This window comes from Pseudomonas sp. CIP-10 (assembly GCF_020911845.1).
Taxonomy (GTDB): Bacteria; Pseudomonadota; Gammaproteobacteria; order Pseudomonadales; family Pseudomonadaceae; genus Aquipseudomonas; species Aquipseudomonas alloputida.
In genome coordinates, this window is the sequence record NZ_CP087160.1 from 1,675,841 (window position 1) to 1,695,330 (window position 19,490).

The 19,490-nt window shown below is 62.8% G+C and carries 21 protein-coding genes; all 21 read left to right on the forward strand.

The window, feature by feature from the left end; all coding sequences use genetic code 11:
- Position 1: 1 nt before the first annotated feature.
- The 21 genes from fliM to LMH93_RS07720 all read left to right on the forward strand — a co-directional run bounded on the left by fliM (position 2) and on the right by LMH93_RS07720 (position 19,479).
- Positions 2–970: a flagellar motor switch protein FliM gene (fliM, locus tag LMH93_RS07620; RefSeq protein WP_003254418.1), complete on the forward strand. Its 969-nt coding sequence runs from the start codon at positions 2–4 to the stop codon at positions 968–970.
- Between the two features lie 47 nt (positions 971–1,017).
- On the forward strand, positions 1,018–1,482 hold the full coding sequence (gene fliN, locus LMH93_RS07625; protein WP_003254417.1) for a flagellar motor switch protein FliN: 465 nt from the start codon (positions 1,018–1,020) through the stop codon (positions 1,480–1,482).
- Positions 1,483–1,494: 12 nt separating this feature from the next.
- Entirely contained in the window at positions 1,495–1,929 is a 435-nt protein-coding gene (fliO, locus tag LMH93_RS07630; RefSeq protein WP_014860286.1) for a flagellar biosynthetic protein FliO, read from the forward strand.
- A complete protein-coding gene (gene fliP / locus LMH93_RS07635) occupies positions 1,929–2,684 on the forward strand; it encodes a flagellar type III secretion system pore protein FliP (RefSeq protein ID WP_003254415.1) in 756 nt (251 codons plus the stop codon). Before fliO ends, fliP begins: the two co-directional genes overlap by 1 nt.
- A 21-nt stretch (positions 2,685–2,705) precedes the next feature.
- Positions 2,706–2,975 (forward strand): flagellar biosynthesis protein FliQ, encoded by a 270-nt coding sequence (gene fliQ, locus LMH93_RS07640; RefSeq protein ID WP_003254414.1) that lies wholly within the window; start codon positions 2,706–2,708, stop codon positions 2,973–2,975.
- Positions 2,976–2,982: 7 nt separating this feature from the next.
- Positions 2,983–3,759: a flagellar biosynthetic protein FliR gene (gene fliR / locus LMH93_RS07645; RefSeq protein ID WP_003254413.1), complete on the forward strand. Its 777-nt coding sequence runs from the start codon at positions 2,983–2,985 to the stop codon at positions 3,757–3,759.
- A gap of 2 nt (positions 3,760–3,761) precedes the next feature.
- A complete protein-coding gene (gene flhB, locus LMH93_RS07650) occupies positions 3,762–4,904 on the forward strand; it encodes a flagellar biosynthesis protein FlhB (protein WP_004577675.1) in 1,143 nt (380 codons plus the stop codon).
- A 367-nt stretch (positions 4,905–5,271) separates the two neighbouring features.
- Positions 5,272–7,401: a flagellar biosynthesis protein FlhA gene (gene flhA, locus LMH93_RS07655; RefSeq protein ID WP_104961056.1), complete on the forward strand. Its 2,130-nt coding sequence runs from the start codon at positions 5,272–5,274 to the stop codon at positions 7,399–7,401.
- Positions 7,402–7,412: 11 nt separating this feature from the next.
- The gene (gene flhF / locus LMH93_RS07660; protein ID WP_003254409.1) at positions 7,413–8,720 is read left to right on the forward strand and encodes a flagellar biosynthesis protein FlhF; all 1,308 of its coding nucleotides are present in this window, start codon (positions 7,413–7,415) and stop codon (positions 8,718–8,720) included.
- A 93-nt stretch (positions 8,721–8,813) separates the two neighbouring features.
- Positions 8,814–9,647 carry a flagellar synthesis regulator FleN gene (fleN, locus tag LMH93_RS07665; protein WP_003254408.1) on the forward strand — a complete coding sequence of 278 codons (834 nt, stop codon included), beginning with the start codon at positions 8,814–8,816 and terminating at the stop codon, positions 9,645–9,647.
- Positions 9,644–10,384 carry an RNA polymerase sigma factor FliA gene (fliA, locus tag LMH93_RS07670; protein ID WP_003254406.1) on the forward strand — a complete coding sequence of 247 codons (741 nt, stop codon included), beginning with the start codon at positions 9,644–9,646 and terminating at the stop codon, positions 10,382–10,384. Before fleN ends, fliA begins: the two co-directional genes overlap by 4 nt.
- Positions 10,385–10,491: 107 nt before the next feature.
- On the forward strand, positions 10,492–10,866 hold the full coding sequence (locus LMH93_RS07675) for a chemotaxis response regulator CheY (RefSeq protein WP_010955070.1): 375 nt from the start codon (positions 10,492–10,494) through the stop codon (positions 10,864–10,866).
- Positions 10,867–10,887: 21 nt separating this feature from the next.
- Positions 10,888–11,676 carry a protein phosphatase CheZ gene (locus LMH93_RS07680; protein ID WP_003254403.1) on the forward strand — a complete coding sequence of 263 codons (789 nt, stop codon included), beginning with the start codon at positions 10,888–10,890 and terminating at the stop codon, positions 11,674–11,676.
- 12 nt (positions 11,677–11,688) lie between these two features.
- Entirely contained in the window at positions 11,689–13,932 is a 2,244-nt protein-coding gene (locus tag LMH93_RS07685; RefSeq protein WP_230064962.1) for a chemotaxis protein CheA, read from the forward strand.
- 46 nt (positions 13,933–13,978) lie between these two features.
- Entirely contained in the window at positions 13,979–15,091 is a 1,113-nt protein-coding gene (locus LMH93_RS07690; RefSeq protein WP_003254400.1) for a protein-glutamate methylesterase/protein-glutamine glutaminase, read from the forward strand.
- Positions 15,091–15,831: a flagellar motor protein gene (locus tag LMH93_RS07695; RefSeq protein ID WP_003254399.1), complete on the forward strand. Its 741-nt coding sequence runs from the start codon at positions 15,091–15,093 to the stop codon at positions 15,829–15,831. The genes LMH93_RS07690 and LMH93_RS07695 overlap by 1 nt, the downstream gene beginning before the upstream one ends.
- Positions 15,832–15,834: 3 nt before the next feature.
- Positions 15,835–16,692 carry a flagellar motor protein MotD gene (gene motD / locus LMH93_RS07700; RefSeq protein ID WP_003254397.1) on the forward strand — a complete coding sequence of 286 codons (858 nt, stop codon included), beginning with the start codon at positions 15,835–15,837 and terminating at the stop codon, positions 16,690–16,692.
- 184 nt (positions 16,693–16,876) lie between these two features.
- Complete coding sequence (locus tag LMH93_RS07705) at positions 16,877–17,665, forward strand: ParA family protein (protein WP_003254396.1); 789 nt, start codon at positions 16,877–16,879, stop codon at positions 17,663–17,665.
- A complete protein-coding gene (locus LMH93_RS07710) occupies positions 17,665–18,561 on the forward strand; it encodes a CheW domain-containing protein (RefSeq protein WP_230064963.1) in 897 nt (298 codons plus the stop codon). The genes LMH93_RS07705 and LMH93_RS07710 overlap by 1 nt, the downstream gene beginning before the upstream one ends.
- Before the next feature lie 41 nt (positions 18,562–18,602).
- The gene (locus tag LMH93_RS07715; protein ID WP_003254393.1) at positions 18,603–19,082 is read left to right on the forward strand and encodes a chemotaxis protein CheW; all 480 of its coding nucleotides are present in this window, start codon (positions 18,603–18,605) and stop codon (positions 19,080–19,082) included.
- Position 19,083: 1 nt separating this feature from the next.
- A complete protein-coding gene (locus tag LMH93_RS07720) occupies positions 19,084–19,479 on the forward strand; it encodes a DUF2802 domain-containing protein (RefSeq protein WP_054889626.1) in 396 nt (131 codons plus the stop codon).
- Positions 19,480–19,490: the final 11 nt, after the last annotated feature.

Below are 19,490 nucleotides of genomic sequence, written 5' to 3' on the forward strand. Positions count from 1 at the left end.
AATGGCCGTACAGGACCTGCTGTCCCAGGATGAAATCGATGCCCTGTTGCACGGTGTCGACGACGGGCTGGTGCAGACCGAGAGTGCATCCGAGCCTGGCAGTATCAAAAGCTACGACCTGACCAGTCAGGACCGTATCGTGCGGGGTCGCATGCCGACCCTGGAAATGATCAACGAGCGCTTCGCCCGCTACACCCGTATCAGCATGTTCAACCTGCTACGCCGCTCCGCAGACGTGGCCGTGGGGGGCGTGCAGGTCATGAAGTTCGGCGAATACGTGCACTCGCTGTACGTGCCCACCAGCCTCAACCTGGTCAAGATCAAGCCGCTGCGTGGCACTTCGCTGTTCATCCTCGACGCCAAGCTGGTGTTCAAGCTGGTGGACAACTTTTTTGGCGGCGATGGCCGCCACGCCAAGATCGAAGGGCGTGAGTTCACCCCGACCGAGCTGCGTGTGGTGCGCATGGTGCTGGACCAGTGTTTCGTCGACCTCAAGGAAGCCTGGCAGGCGATCATGCCGGTCAGCTTCGAGTACATGAACTCCGAGGTCAACCCGGCCATGGCCAACATTGTCGGCCCCAGCGAGGCGGTGGTGGTGTCCACCTTCCACATCGAACTGGACGGCGGCGGGGGCGATCTGCACGTGACCATGCCGTACTCGATGATCGAGCCGGTGCGGGAAATGCTCGACGCCGGTTTCCAGTCGGACCTGGACGACCAGGACGAGCGCTGGGTCAAGGCCCTGCGCGAGGACGTGCTGGACGTGGCCGTGCCAATGACCGCCACGGTCGCCCGACGCCAGCTGAAGCTGCGCGACATCCTGCACATGCAGCCGGGTGACGTGATCCCGGTGGAGCTGCCCGAGCACCTGGTGCTGCGCGCTAACGGGGTGCCAGCGTTCAAGGCGCGGCTGGGCTCGCACAAGGGCAACCTGGCCCTGCAGATCATTGACCCGATCGAACGCCGCTGACGGTGTGCCGGTCGCTTACAACGAATTGAATGCCTGTCGAGGAAATCATGGCTAACGAAAACGAGATCACCTCCCCAGAGGACCAGGCACTGGCCGATGAGTGGGCCGCAGCGTTGGAAGAAACCGGTTCTGCCGGCCAGGCCGACATCGATGCACTGCTGGGCGGGGACACCGGCAGCAGCGGCCCGGGCCGCCTGCCGATGGAAGAATTCGCCAGCTCGCCGAAGCCGAACGAAAATGTCAGCCTCGAAGGCCCGAACCTGGACGTGATCCTGGACATCCCGGTGAACATTTCCATGGAGGTGGGCAGCACCGAGATCAACATCCGCAACCTGCTGCAGCTCAACCAGGGCTCGGTGATCGAGCTCGACCGCCTGGCCGGGGAGCCGCTCGACGTGCTGGTCAACGGTACGCTGATCGCCCATGGCGAAGTGGTCGTGGTCAACGAAAAGTTCGGCATCCGCCTGACCGACGTGATCAGCCCCAGCGAACGTATCAAGAAGCTGCGCTGAGTGAAGGGCACGATGCGCGCCATCGCCGTGGCAGCGGTGCTGTTCGCCAGCCACGCCTGCCTGGCTGCGGCCACGCCAGCGGCCACCCCGGCGGCTCAACCTGGCAGTCTCGGCGGGCAGCTGGCGCAGATGGTCTTGGGCCTGCTGCTGGTGGTGGGCCTGATCTTCTTCCTGGCCTGGCTGCTGCGGCGCCTGCAGAGCACCGCTGTGAAGGGTGGGCAGGTGATCGAGATTGTCGGCAGCCGTGCCATCGGCCCGCGTGACCGCCTGCTGCTGGTGCAGGTGGGCAAGGAGCAGATCCTGATAGGCCATACCCCCGGCACCATCGAGGCCCTGCACGTACTGGCCGAACCCGTGGAAGTGCCGGCAAGCGTCCGTCAGGCGACGCCGGAGTTTGCCCAGCGGCTGATGGAGCTGATGGGCAAGGACCCTAAGGACAACAAGTGATGAGCGGCGCGCTGCGTACGTTGTTGACTCTGGCGCTGCTGCTGGCTGCGCCGCTGGCCCTGGCCGCCGACCCGCTGTCGATCCCGGCCATCACCCTGTCCAACACCCCGGACGGGCAACAGGAATATTCGGTCAGCCTGCAGATCCTGCTGATCATGACCGCGCTGAGCTTCATCCCGGCGTTCGTCATTCTGATGACCAGCTTTACCCGCATCATCATCGTGTTTTCGATTTTGCGCCAGGCCCTGGGCTTGCAGCAGACGCCATCGAACCAGCTGTTGACCGGCATGGCGCTGTTCCTGACCATGTTCATCATGGCGCCGGTGTTCGATCGGGTGAACCAGGACGCGCTGCAGCCGTACCTGAAGGAGCAGATGACTGCCCAGCAGGCGATCGACAAGGCCCAGGGCCCGCTCAAGGACTTCATGCTGGCGCAAACCCGGCAGAGCGACCTTGACTTGTTCATGCGCCTGTCCAAGCGCACCGACATCGCCGGCCCCGACCAGGTGCCGCTGACGATCCTGGTGCCGGCATTCGTCACGTCGGAGCTCAAGACCGCGTTCCAGATCGGGTTCATGATCTTCATCCCGTTCCTGATCATCGACATGGTGGTGGCCAGTGTGCTGATGGCCATGGGTATGATGATGCTGTCGCCGCTGATCATCTCGCTGCCGTTCAAGATCATGCTGTTCGTGCTGGTCGACGGCTGGGCGCTGATCATGGGCACCCTGGCCAGCAGTTTCGGCGGCGTCTGACGCCGTCAAGGAGAGCCGCCGATGACACCTGAAGTAGCTGTCGACCTGTTCCGTGATGCCCTGTGGCTGACAACCTTGATGGTTGCCGTGCTGGTGGTGCCGAGCCTGTTGGTGGGCCTGGTGGTGGCGATGTTCCAGGCGGCCACGCAGATCAACGAACAGACCCTGAGCTTTCTGCCGCGCCTGCTGGTGATGCTGATCACGCTGATCATTGCCGGGCCGTGGCTGGTGCAGAAATTCATGGAGTACATCACCACGCTCTACACCAACATCCCGCAGCTCATAGGTTGATGCGGCGATGCTGGAACTGACCGACACGCAGATCGGCACCTGGGTCGCCACCTTCATCCTGCCGTTGTTCAGGGTGACCGCGGTGCTGATGACCATGCCGATTTTCGGTACCCGCATGTTGCCGGCGCGGGTGCGCTTGTACGTGTCCGTGGCCATCACCGTGGTAATCGTGCCGGCACTGCCGCCACTGCCTGAATTCGACCCGCTGAGCCTGCGCGGTTTGCTGCTGTGCGCCGAGCAGATCATCGTTGGCGCACTGTTTGGCCTGGCCTTGCAGTTGTTGTTCCAGGCTTTCGTGATTGCCGGGCAGATTGTTGCGGTGCAGATGGGCATGGCCTTCGCCTCGATGGTTGACCCCGCCAACGGGGTCAACGTCACGGTAATCAGCCAGTTCATGACCATGCTGGTGAGTGTGTTGTTCCTGTTGATGAACGGCCACCTGGTGGTGTTCGAGGTGCTGACCGAAAGTTTTACCACCTTGCCGGTGGGGAGTGCGCTGGTGGTCAACCACTTCTGGGAGCTGGCCGGGCGCATGGGCTGGGTGTTCGGTGCCGGCCTGCTGTTGATTCTGCCGGTGATTGCCGCGCTGCTGGTGGTGAACATCGCCTTTGGCGTAATGACCCGCGCAGCGCCACAGCTGAATATTTTCTCCATCGGCTTCCCGCTGACCTTGGTCATGGGCATGTTCGTCTTCTGGGTGGGCCTGGCCGATATACTGTCTCACTATCAGGCATTGGCCAGTGAAACGCTGCAGTGGCTGCGTGAGTTGGCGAGGGCGCGCTGAACATGGCAGAAAGCGAGAGCGGTCAGGACAAGACAGAAGACCCCACCGAAAAGCGCAAACGCGATGCCCGCGAGAAGGGCGAGGTCGCGCGCTCCAAGGAGCTGAACACGGTGGCGGTGACCCTGGCGGGCGCTGGTGGCCTGCTGGCATTCGGTGGTCACTTGGCCGAAACATTGCTGGCGTTGATGCGCATGAACTTCAGCCTGACCCGCGACATCATCGTCGATGAACGGGCCATGGGGGCCTTTCTGCTGGCCTCGGGCAAGATGGCTATCTGGGCGGTGCAGCCGGTGTTGATCCTGCTGTTCGTGATTTCCTTCGTGGCGCCCATCGCGCTTAGCGGCTTCTTGTTCTCGGGCAGCTTGCTGCAGCCCAAATTCAGCCGCATGAACCCGCTGTCGGGGATCAAGCGCATGTTCTCGATGCAGGCCTTGACTGAATTGCTCAAGGCGCTGGCCAAGTTTTTCGTGATTCTGGTGGTGGCGGTGGTGGTGCTCTCCGGTGACCGCCAGGCCTTGCTGTCGATTGCCAATGAGCCGCTGGAGCAGGCGATCATCCATAGCTTGCAGGTGGTGGGCTGGAGTGCCTTGTGGATGTCGGCCGGGCTGTTGCTGATTGCCGCGGCAGATGTGCCGTTCCAGCTGTACCAGACGCACAAGAAAATGAAGATGACCAAGCAGGAAGTGCGCGACGAGTACAAGGACAGCGAGGGCAAGCCCGAGGTCAAGCAACGTATTCGCCAACTGCAGCGCGAGGTGTCGCAGCGGCGCATGATGGCGGCGGTACCGGATGCAGATGTGATCATCACCAACCCGACGCATTATGCGGTGGCGTTGCAATACGACCCGGAGAAAGGCGGTGCGGCGCCGTTGCTGCTGGCCAAGGGTAGCGATTTCATGGCGTTGAAGATTCGTGAAATTGGCGTGGAGCACAACATCCAGATCCTCGAGTCGCCGGCGCTGGCGCGGGCGATCTATTACTCCACCGAACTTGAGCAGGAGATCCCGGCGGGGCTGTACCTGGCGGTGGCGCAGGTGCTGGCGTATGTGTTCCAGATTCGCCAATACCGCGCCGGCAAGGGCAAGCGCCCAGAGCCGCTGAAGGACGACCTGCCGATCCCGCCGGACCTGCGCCGCGACAGTTGATCTTGTGTCACGGCTTCTGGCTCTTTCGCGGGTAAACCCGCTCCCACGGTGGGCACATGTTGGTGATTGGGGCATAGGCTGTCGTAGGAGCGGGTTCACCCGCGAAAGGGCCGGGCCTGCTGGCCAATTTCCACCCGCCGCTCACCGTTGCCGCCGCTACCGTATTCGCGGGTAAACCCGCTCCTACACCTATCGGGGGTGGACACACATTGGTGTTTGGGCACAGCCCGTCGTAGGAGCGGGTTTACCCGCGAAAGGGCCGGTACCAGCAACATAAATCTCTCGCCGAGCAAAGTTGGAAAGCTTCTTGCAAAGCCACGCCCAGGCGCCCCCTGGGCGTCAAAGTTTTGCATCAAGAGGACTCGCGGTGGATCGCACTCAGTTAATCAGCAACGCCCGCAACAACCTGGCCGGGCTCGGCCGGGGCAACCTGGGTGTGCCGCTGTTGCTGCTGGTGATGTTGGCAATGATGATGTTGCCGATACCGCCGTTCCTGCTCGACGTGTTCTTCACCTTCAACATCGCCCTGTCGATCGTGGTGCTGCTGGTCTGTGTATACGCCCTGCGCCCGCTCGACTTTGCGGCGTTCCCGACCATCTTACTGGTGGCCACGTTGTTGCGCCTGGCCCTGAACGTCGCGTCCACCCGTGTGGTCATGCTGCATGGCCAGGAGGGCCATGGCGCTGCCGGTAAAGTGATCCAGGCCTTCGGTGAGGTGGTGATCGGCGGTAACTACGTGGTCGGTGCCGTGGTATTCGCCATCCTCATGATCATCAACTTCGTGGTGGTGACCAAGGGTGCCGGGCGTATCTCGGAAGTGAGTGCGCGTTTCACCCTCGACGCCATGCCTGGCAAGCAGATGGCCATCGACGCCGACCTCAATGCCGGCCTGATCGACCAGGCCCAGGCTAAGCACCGCCGTGCCGAGGTGGCGCAGGAGGCCGAGTTCTACGGTTCGATGGACGGTGCCAGCAAGTTCGTGCGCGGCGACGCCATCGCTGGCTTGCTGATCCTGTTCATCAACCTGATCGGCGGCATATTGATCGGCATGATGCAGCACGGTATGAGTTTCACGGAGGCCGGCAAGGTGTACGCCTTGTTGACCATCGGTGACGGTTTGGTGGCGCAATTGCCATCACTGCTGTTGTCCACTGCCGCCGCGATCATGGTGACCCGCGCGTCGGGTTCCGAGGACATGGGCAAGCTGATCAATCGGCAGATGTTCGATTCGCCCAAGGCCCTGGCGGTGTCTGGCGCGTTGATGATCGTCATGGGGCTGGTGCCGGGCATGCCGCACATTGCCTTCCTCAGCCTCGGCCTGATGGCTGCCGGCGGCGCCTACCTGGTGTGGAAGAAGCAGCAGCAGGCCAAGGTCAAAGCCCAGCAAGAGGCGCAGCGCCAGCAGGACCTGCTGCCCTCGCCACAGCGCGCGCTGGAAACCAAGGAGCTGGGTTGGGACGACGTCACCCCCATCGACATGATCGGCCTGGAGGTCGGCTATCGGCTGATCCCGCTGGTCGATCGCAACCAGGGCGGCCAGTTGCTGGCGCGGATCAAGGGCGTGCGCAAGAAGCTGTCGCAGGACCTGGGCTTCCTGATGCCCACCGTGCACATTCGTGACAACCTCGACCTGCAGCCCAGCGCCTATCGCCTGACCCTGATGGGGGTGATTCTGGCCGAGGCGGAGATTTACCCGGACCGCGAACTGGCAATCAACCCTGGGCAGGTGTTTGGCACCCTCAACGGTATTGCCGCGCGCGACCCGGCGTTTGGCCTGGAAGCGGTGTGGATCGACGTCGGCCAGCGCTCACAGGCGCAGTCGCTGGGTTACACCGTGGTCGATGCCAGCACCGTGGTGGCCACCCACCTCAACCAGATCCTGCAGAAACACTGCCACGAGCTGATCGGCCACGAAGAGGTTCAGCAACTGCTGCAGGTGCTGGCCAAGGCATCGCCTAAACTTGCAGAAGAGCTGGTGCCGGGTGTCATTTCCTTGTCGGGGCTGCTCAAGGTGCTGCAAGCCCTGTTGTCGGAACAGGTGCCAGTGCGCGATATTCGCAGTATTGCCGAGGCTATCGCGAACAACGCCGGCAAGAGTCAAGATACCGCCGCACTGGTGGCGGTGGTGCGCGTCGGATTGTGTCGCGCCATCGTGCAAAGCATTGTCGGCGTTGAGTCGGAGCTTCCAGTGATTACCCTGGAGCCAAGGTTGGAACAGATTTTGCTGAATAGTCTGCAAAGGGCCGGGCAGGGTCAGGAAGATGGTGTTCTTCTGGAGCCTAGCATGGCCGAGAAGCTGCAACGTTCGCTGATCGAGGCGGCCCAGCGCCAGGAAATGCAGGGTCAGCCGGCCATCCTGCTGGTCGCCGGCCCGATCCGCGCCATGTTGTCGCGTTTCGGTCGCCTGGCTGTACCGAATTTGCATGTTCTGGCGTATCAGGAAATACCGGACAACAAGCAAGTCACCATCGTTGCCACCGTGGGCCCTAACGGCTGAGGTAGGGGATAATGCAAGTTAAGCGATTTTTCGCCGCCGATATGCGTCAGGCCATGAAACTGGTCCGTGACGAGCTGGGCGCCGATGCCGCAATCATTGGCAACCGCCGCATTGCCGGTGGTGTCGAGCTGACGGCCGCGCTGGACTACAAGCTGTCCGCCCTGGCCCCGCGTGTGCCCAACGCCGAGCTGGAAGAAGAGCTGCGCAAGACCCACACGCGCATTGCCACTGCCCAGGCCGAGCTGGACCAGCGTCAGGACAGCAGCGACAACAACCGCCAATTGTTCGCCGGGCAATCTTTGACCGCTGCCGAACCATTGATCGAGCCGCACGTCGATGCCCCTGAGGCCGCTGCCGTACCGGCTGCTGCGCCGGTTGACCCGCGCCTGTTCGATGCCATGCGCTCGGAGCTGTCGGGCCTGCGCGAGCTGCTGGAAGTGCAACTCGGTTCGCTGGCCTGGAATCAGCTGCAGGGCAGCAAGCCGCAGCAGGCCAACCTTTGGCGCCGCCTGCAGCGCATCGGCCTGTCCGGGCCGATCGCCCGCGAGCTGCTGGACCTGACCGCCGAGATCGAGGAACCGCGCCAGGCCTGGCGCATGCTGCTGGCTCACTTGGCGCGGATGATCGAAGTACCTGAAATCGAGCCGATCGAAGAGGGCGGGGTGATCGCCATGGTCGGCCCGGCGGGCATGGGCAAGACCACCACCCTGGCCAAGCTGGCCGCGCGCTACGTGCTCAAGTACGGCGCGCAGAACCTGGCGCTGGTGAGCATGGACAGCTTCCGTATCGGCGCCCAGGAGCAGCTCAAGACCCTGGGCCGCATCCTCAACGTGCCGGTGACTTACGTCGACCCGGGCCAGTCGCTGGCAGCAGCGCTGGAGCCACTGCTGCGCAAGCGCGTGGTGCTGATCGATACTGCCGGCCTGCAGGCCAGCGACCCTGCGCTGCGCATGCAGCTGGAAACCTTGGCCGGGCGTGGCATTGCCGCGAAGAACTACCTGGTGCTGGCCACCACCAGCCAGAAGCAGGTGCTGACCGCCGCCTACCACAGCTACAAGCGCTGTGGCCTGGCCGGCTGCATCCTGACCAAACTCGATGAAACGGCAAGCCTTGGCGATGTGCTGAGCCTTGCCATCAGTCATGAACTGCCAGTGGCCTATCTTACCGATGGCCCACGCATTCCTGACGACCTGCACCTGCCAAGGGGCCACCAGTTAGTCACGCGGGCGGTGAATGTGCAGCAGCAGGACGAGCCCAGCGAAGAGGCCATGGCCGACATGTTCGCTGATCTCTATCACAACCCACGGCGAGCGGGTTGACCATGAAGCGTGTGCAAAGTCGCTATGCCAAGGGGCACGCAGAATTGCCCTACGTGTGGCCTGAGTCCCAGCGAGACAAGGTAAAGAACAGACATGGGTAGCATGCATCCCGTACAGGTGATCGCCGTGACCGGTGGCAAAGGTGGCGTCGGCAAGACTAACGTTTCAGTGAACTTGTCCCTGGCGCTGGCCGAGCTTGGCCGCAGGGTCATGCTGCTGGACGCCGACCTGGGCCTGGCCAATGTCGACGTATTGCTGGGCCTTACCCCCAAACGTACCCTCGCCGATGTGATTGAAGGGCGTTGCGAGCTGCGTGACGTCATGCTGCAGGGCCCCGGCGGTGTGCGCATCGTACCGGCAGCCTCGGGCACCCAGAGCATGGTGCATCTGGCCCCGGCCCAGCATGCCGGGCTGATCCAGGCGTTCAGCGAGATCGGCGACAACCTCGATGTGTTGGTGATCGATACCGCTGCGGGTATCGGTGACTCGGTGGTCAGCTTCGTTCGCGCCGCCCAGGAAGTGCTGCTGGTGGTGTGTGATGAACCTACCTCGATTACCGACGCCTACGCGTTGATCAAGCTGCTCAATCGCGACTATGGCATGAACCGTTTCCGTGTGTTGGCCAACATGGCGCAGAGCCCGCAGGAAGGGCGCAACCTGTTTGCCAAGCTGACCAAGGTCACCGACCGCTTCCTTGACGTTGCCCTGCAGTACGTGGGTGCCGTGCCGTACGACGAGTGCGTGCGCAAGGCGGTGCAGAAGCAGCGTGCCGTCTACGAAGCCTTCCCTCGCTCCAAGTGTGCGCTGGCCTTCAAGGCGATTGCCCAGAAGGTCGACAGCTGGCCGCTGCCGGCCAATCCGCGCGGCCATCTGGAGTTCTTTGTCGAGCGCTTGGTGCAACCCACCAGCGCGGGACCCGTACTATGAACGCCAGCGGCTTCAAGATGTACAGCCGGGCGGCGAAGGACGCCCAGTACGAGCTGATCGAACGCTACGCCCCGCTGGTCAAGCGCATCGCCTACCACCTGTTGGCGCGCTTGCCGGCCAACGTGCAGGTCGAGGACCTGATCCAGGCCGGCATGATCGGCCTGCTGGAAGTGGCCAACAAATACGACGCCAGCAAGGGCGCCAGCTTTGAGACCTACGCCGGCATCCGCATCCGCGGGGCCATGCTGGACGAAGTGCGCAAAGGCGATTGGGCACCGCGTTCGGTACACCGCAACACCCGTATGGTCAGTGATGCCATGCGTGCAGTTGAGGCCAGAACAGGCCGTGACGCTAAAGATCATGAAGTTGCTGCCGAACTCCAATTGAGTCTCGATGATTACTACGGGATCTTGAACGATACCCTGGGCAGCCGCCTGTTCAGCTTCGACGACCTGTTGCAGGACGGCGAGCACGAAGGGCTGCATGAGGATGGCGCCAGTGGCCAGGTCGAACCTGCGCGCGGCCTGGAGGAGGAGCGCTTCCAGGCTGCCCTGACCGAGGCTATTGCCAACCTGCCGGAGCGTGAGCGCCTGGTGCTGGCGCTGTACTACGACGAAGAGCTGAACCTCAAGGAAATCGGTGAGGTGCTGGGTGTCAGCGAGTCGCGGGTCAGCCAGTTGCACAGCCAATGTGCCGCGCGCCTGCGCAGCCGCCTGGGGGAATGGCGGGCGCGTTGAGCCCACTGTCGTTGCAGTCGTTTTCCACGTTGTACCGAATTGAATGAGTGCGTGCTCGGTAGGCCGAGCGCGTTTGAGACTGCTTGGAGGTCTAATTGGACAAGAACATGAAAATCCTCATCGTTGACGACTTTTCGACGATGCGGCGGATCATCAAGAACCTGTTGCGTGACCTGGGTTTCACCAACACCGACGAAGCCGATGACGGCACCACGGCGTTGCCGATGCTGGAAAACGGTCACTACGACTTCCTGGTGACCGACTGGAACATGCCGGGCATGTCCGGCATCGACCTGCTGCGTAAAGTGCGTGCCAGCGACAAGCTGAAAAGCATGCCGGTCTTGATGGTGACCGCTGAAGCCAAGCGCGACCAGATCATTGAAGCGGCACAGGCCGGCGTCAATGGTTACGTGGTCAAGCCGTTCACCGCTCAGGTGCTCAAAGAGAAGATCGAGAAGATCTTCGAACGCGTCAACGGCTGAGTCACGTCAGGGGGGCGCGTCATGGATTCATCACAAACGTCTTTGGGCGAGTTCGAGTCGACCCTGAAGAAGCATGCCCAGGAGTTGGTCGAAAGCCTGGAGCGGGGCCGTTTCGGCGAGGCGGTGCAGTTGATTCACGAACTGAACCAGACCCGCGACCGCGGCCTGTACCAGGAAGTCGGCAAGCTGACTCGCGAGCTGCACAGTGCCATCGTCAGTTTCCAGATCGACCCCACCATGCCGCAGGCAGAAGAGGTGTCGCAAATTACCGACGCCACCGAGCGCCTGTCGTATGTGGTCAAGCTGACCGAGGGCGCGGCCAACCGCACCATGGACCTGGTCGAGGAAAGCACACCGGTGCTCAATGAGCTGGCCAGCGAGGCCAAGGCCCTGAGCACCGACTGGCAGCGCTTTATGCGCCGCGAAGTGGCTGCGCCGGAATTCCGTGATCTGGTCAAGCGAGTCGACAGTTTCCTGACGCACAGCGCCGAGGGTAACCGCAAGGTTTCCGGGCACCTCAATGACATTTTGCTGGCCCAGGACTATCAGGACCTGACCGGCCAGGTGATCAAGCGCGTCACCGCACTGGTGACCGAGGTGGAAAGCAACCTGCTCAAGCTGGTGCTGATGGCCAGCCAGGTCGACCGCTTTGCCGGTATAAAACATGACCACGATCAATTGCGTGCAGAAAAAGATCGAGAAAAACATCCGACTCGGGGTGAAGGTCCGCAGATTCATGCCGATAAGCGTGAAGACGTCGTGTCCGGTCAGGACGATGTCGATGATCTGCTGTCCAGCCTTGGTTTTTAAGGAGCACGTTTGATGAGCTTCGGCGCCGATGAAGAAATCCTCCAGGATTTCCTGGTAGAAGCCGGCGAAATTCTTGAGCAATTGTCCGAGCAACTGGTCGAGCTGGAAAGCCGACCTGACGATGCCGACCTGCTCAATGCGATCTTTCGCGGTTTCCACACTGTAAAAGGGGGCGCCGGCTTCCTCCAGCTGAACGAGCTGGTGGAGTGCTGCCATATCGCCGAGAACGTGTTCGACGTCCTGCGCAAAGGTGAGCGCCGGGTCGATGCGGAACTGATGGATGTGGTGCTCGAGGCACTGGATACGGTCAACAGCATGTTTGGCCAGGTGCGCGAGCGTGCCGAAGTGACACCGGCCACCCCCGCACTGCTGGCGGCGTTGTCGCGCCTGGCCGAACCTGGCGCAGCCGAAACTGTTGCAGCGCCTGCACCGGCGCCGGTTGCCGACGTGTCGGTTGCCGCGCCGGCCGAGACCGAGGAGCAACACCAGGACATCACTGACAGTGAATTCGAGCAGTTGCTCGATTCGCTCGATGCGATCAAGGCGCAAGCGGCGGCCGACGAGCAGATGCAGGGCGAGACTGTCAGCGGTGCGGGTGATGAAATCACCGACGCCGAGTTCGAATCGCTGCTCGACCAGTTGCACGGCAAGGGCCAGTTCAATGCCGAGGTTGCCGCGCCGCCGGTGGCCGTCAGCAGCGAAGCGGTCAGTGATGAGATCACCGACGCCGAATTCGAATCGCTGCTCGACCAGCTGCATGGCAAGGGCACCTTCCAGGCTGGTGCCTTGCCAGCCGCCCAGGCACCAGCGCCTGCCGCACCCGACAACAGTGCCGCCAGCGATGAAATCAGCGAGCACGAGTTCGAAGCCCTGCTGGACCAGTTGCACGGCAAGGGCAAGTTCGGTGGCGATGTTGCCGCTGTTGAGGCCCCGGCTGCTGTCCAGGCGCAAGCGCCGGCTGCCGCCAAGGCCGAAAGCCCGCCAGTGACCAAGCCCGCTGCCGCGCCAGCGCCTTCGCCGGCCAGCAAACCTGCCGCGGCGCCTCGCGCGCCGGCCCCGGCCGCTGAAAAGCATGCCGCCAGCGAAGCGGAAACCACGGTACGCGTCGATACCGCGCGCCTGGACGAGATCATGAACATGGTCGGCGAACTGGTGCTGGTGCGTAACCGTCTGGTGCGCCTGGGCCTGAACAGCGGCGACGAGGCCATGTCCAAGGCCGTGTCCAACCTTGACGTGGTCACCGCCGACCTGCAGACCGCGGTGATGAAAACCCGTATGCAGCCGATCAAGAAAGTCTTCGGCCGCTTCCCGCGCCTGGTCCGCGACCTGGCGCGCCAGTTGAAGAAAGAGATCAATCTGGAGCTGGTCGGCGAAGAGACCGACCTTGACAAGAACCTCGTAGAAGCCTTGGCCGACCCGCTGGTGCACTTGGTGCGCAATGCGGTCGACCACGGTATCGAGATGCCCGAGGAGCGTGAAACGTCTGGCAAGGCACGTACCGGCCGCGTAGTGCTGTCGGCCGAACAGGAAGGCGACCACATCCTGCTGTCGATCTCGGACGACGGCAAGGGCATGGACCCGAACATCCTGCGCGCCAAGGCCGTGGAAAAGGGCCTGATGGACAAGGACGCCGCCGAGCGCCTGAGCGAGTCGGACTGCTACAACTTGATCTTCGCCCCTGGCTTCTCGACCAAGACCGAGATTTCCGATGTGTCCGGGCGTGGCGTGGGCATGGACGTGGTGAAAACCAAGATCTCCCAGCTCAACGGCTCGATCAACATTTTCTCGGCCAAGGGCCAAGGCTCCAAGATCGTCATCAAGGTGCCGCTGACCCTGGCGATCATGCCCACCCTGATGGTGATGTTGGGCAACCAGGCGTTCGCCTTCCCGCTGGTCAACGTCAACGAGATCTTCCACCTCGACCTGTCGCGCACCAACGTGGTCGATGGCCAGGAAGTGGTGATCGTGCGCGACAAGGCGCTGCCGCTGTTCTACCTCAAGCGCTGGCTGGTCCAGGGCCAGGTGCACGAAGAGCAGCACGAAGGCCACGTGGTGATTCTGTCGGTCGGCACCCAGCGCATCGGTTTTGTCGTTGACCAACTGGTGGGCCAGGAAGAAGTGGTCATCAAGCCGCTGGGCAAGATGCTGCAAGGCACCCCGGGCATGTCCGGGGCCACCATTACCGGCGACGGTCGCATCGCGTTGATTCTCGACGTCCCGAGCATGCTCAAGCGTTACGCCGCGCGGCGTATTTGATTTCGGTGGCGCGCCCTGGCGGGTTGCGCCGCCTAATGGAGTGTTTATGGCAGTCAAGGTCCTGGTGGTGGATGATTCTGGTTTCTTCCGCCGCCGTGTCTCGGAAATCCTCTCGGCGGATCCAACGATCCAGGTAGTGGGTACCGCGACCAACGGCAAGGAAGCAATCGACCAGGCGCTGGCGCTCAAGCCCGATGTGATCACCATGGACTACGAAATGCCCATGATGGATGGCATTACCGCCGTGCGGCACATCATGCAGCGCTGCCCGACGCCCGTATTGATGTTCTCGTCGCTGACCCATGAAGGCGCCCGCGTCACCCTCGACGCGCTGGATGCCGGCGCAGTGGACTACCTGCCGAAAAACTTCGAGGACATCTCGCGCAACCCTGACAAGGTCAAGCAGTTGCTGTGCGAGAAGGTGCACACCATTTCGCGCAGCAACCGCCGGATCGGCAGCTATGCCAGAACGGCGCCGGTCGCCGCGCCAGCGCCGGCCAGCACCTTCGCCAGCCAGGCGCAGACGCGCCCGGCAGCACCTGCCCGTGCTGCGGCCCCGACACCGGCGGCCTCGCAGTCGCCGGCACCCAAGCGCAAACCCTACAAACTGGTGGCCATCGGTACCTCCACGGGGGGGCCGGTGGCGCTGCAGCGGGTACTGACCCAGCTGCCGGCCAATTTCCCGGCGCCGATCGTGTTGATCCAGCACATGCCGGCGGCGTTCACCAAAGCGTTTGCCGAACGCCTGGACAAGCTGTGCCGCATCAGCGTCAAGGAAGCCGAAGACGGCGACATGCTGCGCCCGGGCCTGGCCCTGCTGGCCCCCGGTGGCAAGCAGATGATGATCGATGGCCGTGGCACAGTGAAGATCCTGCCCGGCGACGAGCGCCTGAACTACAAGCCGTGCGTGGACATCACCTTCGGTTCGGCGGCCAAGTCGTACGGCGACAAGGTGTTGTCGGTGGTGCTCACCGGCATGGGCGCCGATGGCCGCGAGGGCGCGCGCCTGCTCAAGCAGGGGGGCAGCACGGTGTGGGCCCAGGATGAAGCCAGCTGCGTGATTTATGGCATGCCCATGGCCATCGTCAAGGCCAACCTGGCGGATGCCGTGTACAGCCTGGATGAAATCGGCAAGCACCTGGTGGAGGCGTGCGTCTGATGGACGTCCTCAGCCTGATCGGTTTGATTCTGGCTTTCGTTGCCATCGTCGGTGGCAACTTCCTTGAAGGCGGTCATGTCGGTGCTCTGGTCAATGGCCCGGCGGCTCTGATCGTGCTGGGTGGCACCCTGGCGGCGGCGTTGTTGCAGTCGCCGCTGTCGTCGTTCAAGCGTGCCTTGCAGATTTTGCGTTGGATCCTGTTTCCGCCGCGGGTCGATCTGGCGGGCGGCATCGACCGTGTGGTGAACTGGAGCCTGACCGCTCGCAAAGAAGGCCTGCTGGGCCTGGAAGGGGTAGCGGACAGCGAGCCCGACCCCTATGCGCGCAAGGGCCTGCAACTGCTGGTGGATGGCGCCGAGCCGGAAGCGATCCGCAGCATCCTTGAGGTCGACTTCCTTACCCAGGAAGGCCGTGACATCCAGGCAGCCAAGGTATTCGAAAGCATGGGCGGCTATGCGCCGACCATCGGCATCATCGGGGCGGTCATGGGCCTTATCCATGTGATGGGCAATCTGGCCGACCCGTCGCAACTGGGCAATGGCATTGCCGTGGCCTTTGTCGCCACCATTTACGGTGTGGCCAGTGCCAACCTTGTGCTATTGCCGGTCGCCAGCAAGCTCAAGGCCATCGTCATGCGCCAGTCGCGCTACCGTGAAATGCTGCTCGAAGGCCTGCTGTCGATTGCCGAAGGTGAAAACCCGCGCTCGATCGAGCTGAAGCTGCAAGGCTTCATGGAGTAACCCATGCGTCGCCGTCGTCATACCGAGGAACACGAAAACCACGAGCGCTGGCTGGTGTCGTACGCCGACTTCATCACGTTGCTGTTCGCCTTCTTCGTGGTGATGTATTCCATTTCCTCGATCAACGAGGGTAAGTACAAGGTTATTTCCCAGGCTTTGCTAGGGGTATTCAACGACCCCGAGCGCAGCATGAAGCCGATCCCGATTGGCGATGAGCAGCCGCTGAGCGTTCGCCCGGCCCAACCGCTGGTCAAAGACAGCGAGCAGACCGAAGCGGGCCTGGCGGCGACCAATGTCGACCCGTTGAAAACCATCAGCGATGACGTGCGCGATGCCTTCGGCGACCTGATCAACAGCGACCAGATGACTGTGCGCGGCAACGAGCTGTGGGTGGAGATCGAGCTCAACTCATCGCTGCTGTTTGGCAGCGGTGATGCGATGCCCAGTGACAAGGCGTTTGCGATCATCGAGAAGGTGGCCAACATCCTCAAGCCGTTCGCCAACCCGGTGCACGTCGAAGGCTTCACCGACAACCTGCCGATCCGCACCGCGCAGTACCCCACCAACTGGGAGTTGTCCTCGGCGCGCGCGGCCAGCATCGTGCGGCTGCTGGCCATGGAGGGCGTCAACCCGGCACGCATGGCTTCGGTAGGCTACGGCGAGTACCAGCCGGTGGCCAGCAACGATACCGCCGAAGGGCGCGCACGCAACCGCCGGGTGGTGCTGGTGATTTCCCGTAACCTGGAAGTGCGCCGCAGCCTGACAGGCTCGGGCAGCGCCAATGCCACACCGGATGCCGCATTGCGCCGTGCTGGCACACAAAGTGCACCGGCAACACGAGCAACAGTGGCGGGGCAGTGATACGTCAATTCCCCGTCGCCGCTGTCCCCTGCAGGCGCGGGTTTACCCGCGAGCCGGGCGACGCGGTGTATGGCACCGGTTGCACCGGTGTTCGCGGGTAAACCCGCTCCTACATTGATTGCGCGAGCTTTCGAATTTTGAGCAAGGCAGTGTCCCTGCCAAATCAATAGATAGAGTTTGCTTGATGAGAGTCTGGGCAGTAGCCAATCAAAAAGGTGGTGTCGGCAAGACCACCACTACCATTGCCCTGGCCGGCCTGCTGGCCGAGGCCGGCAAGCGCGTGGTTGTCGTCGACCTCGACCCGCACGGCTCGATGACCAGCTACTTCGGGCACAACCCGGACGCCCTGGAGCACAGCTGCTACGACCTGTTCCTGCACAAGGGCACGGTGCCCGAAGGCTTGCCCGGGCAACTGCTGCTGCCCACCAGCGATGAGCGCATCTCGCTGCTGCCGTCGAGTACCGCCCTGGCGGTGCTGGAGCGCCAGTCGCCAGGGCAGAATGGCCTGGGCCTGGTAATCGCCAAGAGTCTGGCGCAGCTGTGGCAGGATTTCGACTATGCCCTGATCGACAGCCCACCCTTGCTGGGTGTGCTGATGGTCAATGCCCTGGCCGCCAGCCAGCAGCTTGTGATCCCGGTACAAACCGAGTTCCTCGCCGTGAAGGGCCTGGAGCGCATGGTCGGCACCTTGGCCATGGTCAACCGTTCGCGCAAGCAGGCGCTGCCGTACCAGATCGTACCGACCCTGTTCGACCGTCGTACCCAGGCGTCGCTGGGCACCCTCAAGTTGCTGCGTGACACCTACGGGCAGCATGTGTGGCAGGGCTACATCCCGGTGGATACCCGCCTGCGTGATGCCAGTCGCAAGGGCGTCACGCCCTCGCAGTTCGACAGCAAGAGCCGTGGGTTGATCGCCTACCGGGCGCTGCTCAAGCACCTGCTCACCTACAAGACCGCAGTGCAGGTGGCCTGATGACTCAAACCCGGCAAACCAGCACCCGGCCCCAGATGGCCCTGCAATCGTACCTGGACGGCCTGCTGCAGGAGGCCACCGAGGCCGAAGACCTGAGCGAGCAGCCGGCAGTGGCGGATGAGTTCGCCGAGGCGGTGCGCGAGGAGCAGGCACGCGATGCCCGGCAGCCAGCCCGGCCTGAGCCCGCCGAAGCCGCCGCCGCCAGCTTTGCCCCGCGGCCGTTCGCCGAACCCCGTCTGGCGGTACTGCCCAGCATGATGCCGGTGGAAGCCCCGGTGGTGACGGTGGTCGAGCAGGAGGTCGTGGCCGAAGCCAGCATCCCGGTACTGGTCGAAGAACAAACCGTGGAACCGGCTGTGCCGCTGGTCGATGTGCATCTGCCGGCACCCAACCTGCCCGTACCCCCGGCCACTGTCGACGGTCGTCCGGTGTGGGCGGCCGAGCCGTTCGAATGCCTGCTGTTCGACGTTGCCGGCCTGACCCTGGCGGTGCCGTTGGTGTGCCTGGGCTCGATCTACACCCTGGCTGGCCAGGAGCTGACGCCACTGTTCGGCCAGCCCGACTGGTTCCTCGGCATCCTGACCTGCCAGGCCGGCAACCTGAAGGTGCTGGACACTGCGCGTTGGGTAATGCCCGACCGCTACCGCGATGATTTTCGCCAGGGCCTGCAATACGTGATTTCGGTGCAGGGCTACGAATGGGGGCTGGCGGTGCATCAGGTCAGCCGCTCGCTGCGCCTGGACCCGTCGGAGATCAAGTGGCGCAGCCAGCGTGGCCAGCGCCCGTGGCTGGCCGGCACCGTAATCGAACACATGTGCGCACTGCTCGACGTCGCCGCACTGGCCGAGCTGATCGCCAGCGGTGCGGTCAAGCAGATGCACGCCAAACAGAAATGACACAGAACATACCGCCAACGGCGGATTTTGAGGGTAGGGGAATGAAAAAGTCGTCTGCACAAGGTTCCGAAGATCCGATCCTGCAGTGGGTTACCTTCCGTCTGGACAACGAGTCCTACGGCATCAATGTGATGCAGGTGCAGGAAGTCCTGCGCTACACCGAGATTGCCCCGGTGCCGGGTGCGCCGAGCTACGTGCTGGGCATCATCAACTTGCGCGGTAACGTGGTGACGGTGATCGACACGCGTCAGCGTTTTGGCCTGATGCCGACCGAAGTGACCGACAACACCCGTATCGTCATCATCGAAGCCGACAAGCAAGTGGTCGGCATTCTGGTCGACAGCGTGGCCGAAGTGGTTTACCTGCGCCAGTCCGAAATCGAGACCGCGCCGAACGTGGGTAACGAAGAGTCGGCCAAGTTCATTCAGGGCGTGTGCAACAAGAATGGCGAACTGCTGATCCTGGTCGAACTGGACAAGATGATGACCGAGGAAGAGTGGTCCGAGCTGGAGAACATCTGAGTTGATTCTACAGGTTGCTGTCATCTTCCTGGCGCTGGCCTGGGCGCTGAGCCTGTGGTTTTTCCTCAACTACAGCAAGCGCCAGCGCGAGCTGGCTGCGCAGCAGGCCGAGGGCGATGCGCTGCGTGACCAGCGCATCAAGGACTTGGCCAAGCGTCTGGATGACTACCAGAACGGCACTGTGCGCATGGGTGAGGCCATCCATGAGCTGCGTGCGACGGTGGCTACCCTGCCAGACCGGCTGGAGCGCCTCGAGCAGCGCGACCCCAGCAACGTTACCTTTAGCCAGGCGGCCAAGCTGGTGGGGATGGGGGCGAGTGTCGATGAGTTGACCCAGAGCTGCGGCCTGACCCAGGCCGAGGCGGAGTTGATGAGCAAGGTGCACCGGGCTCCTTGACGGGGGCTGAC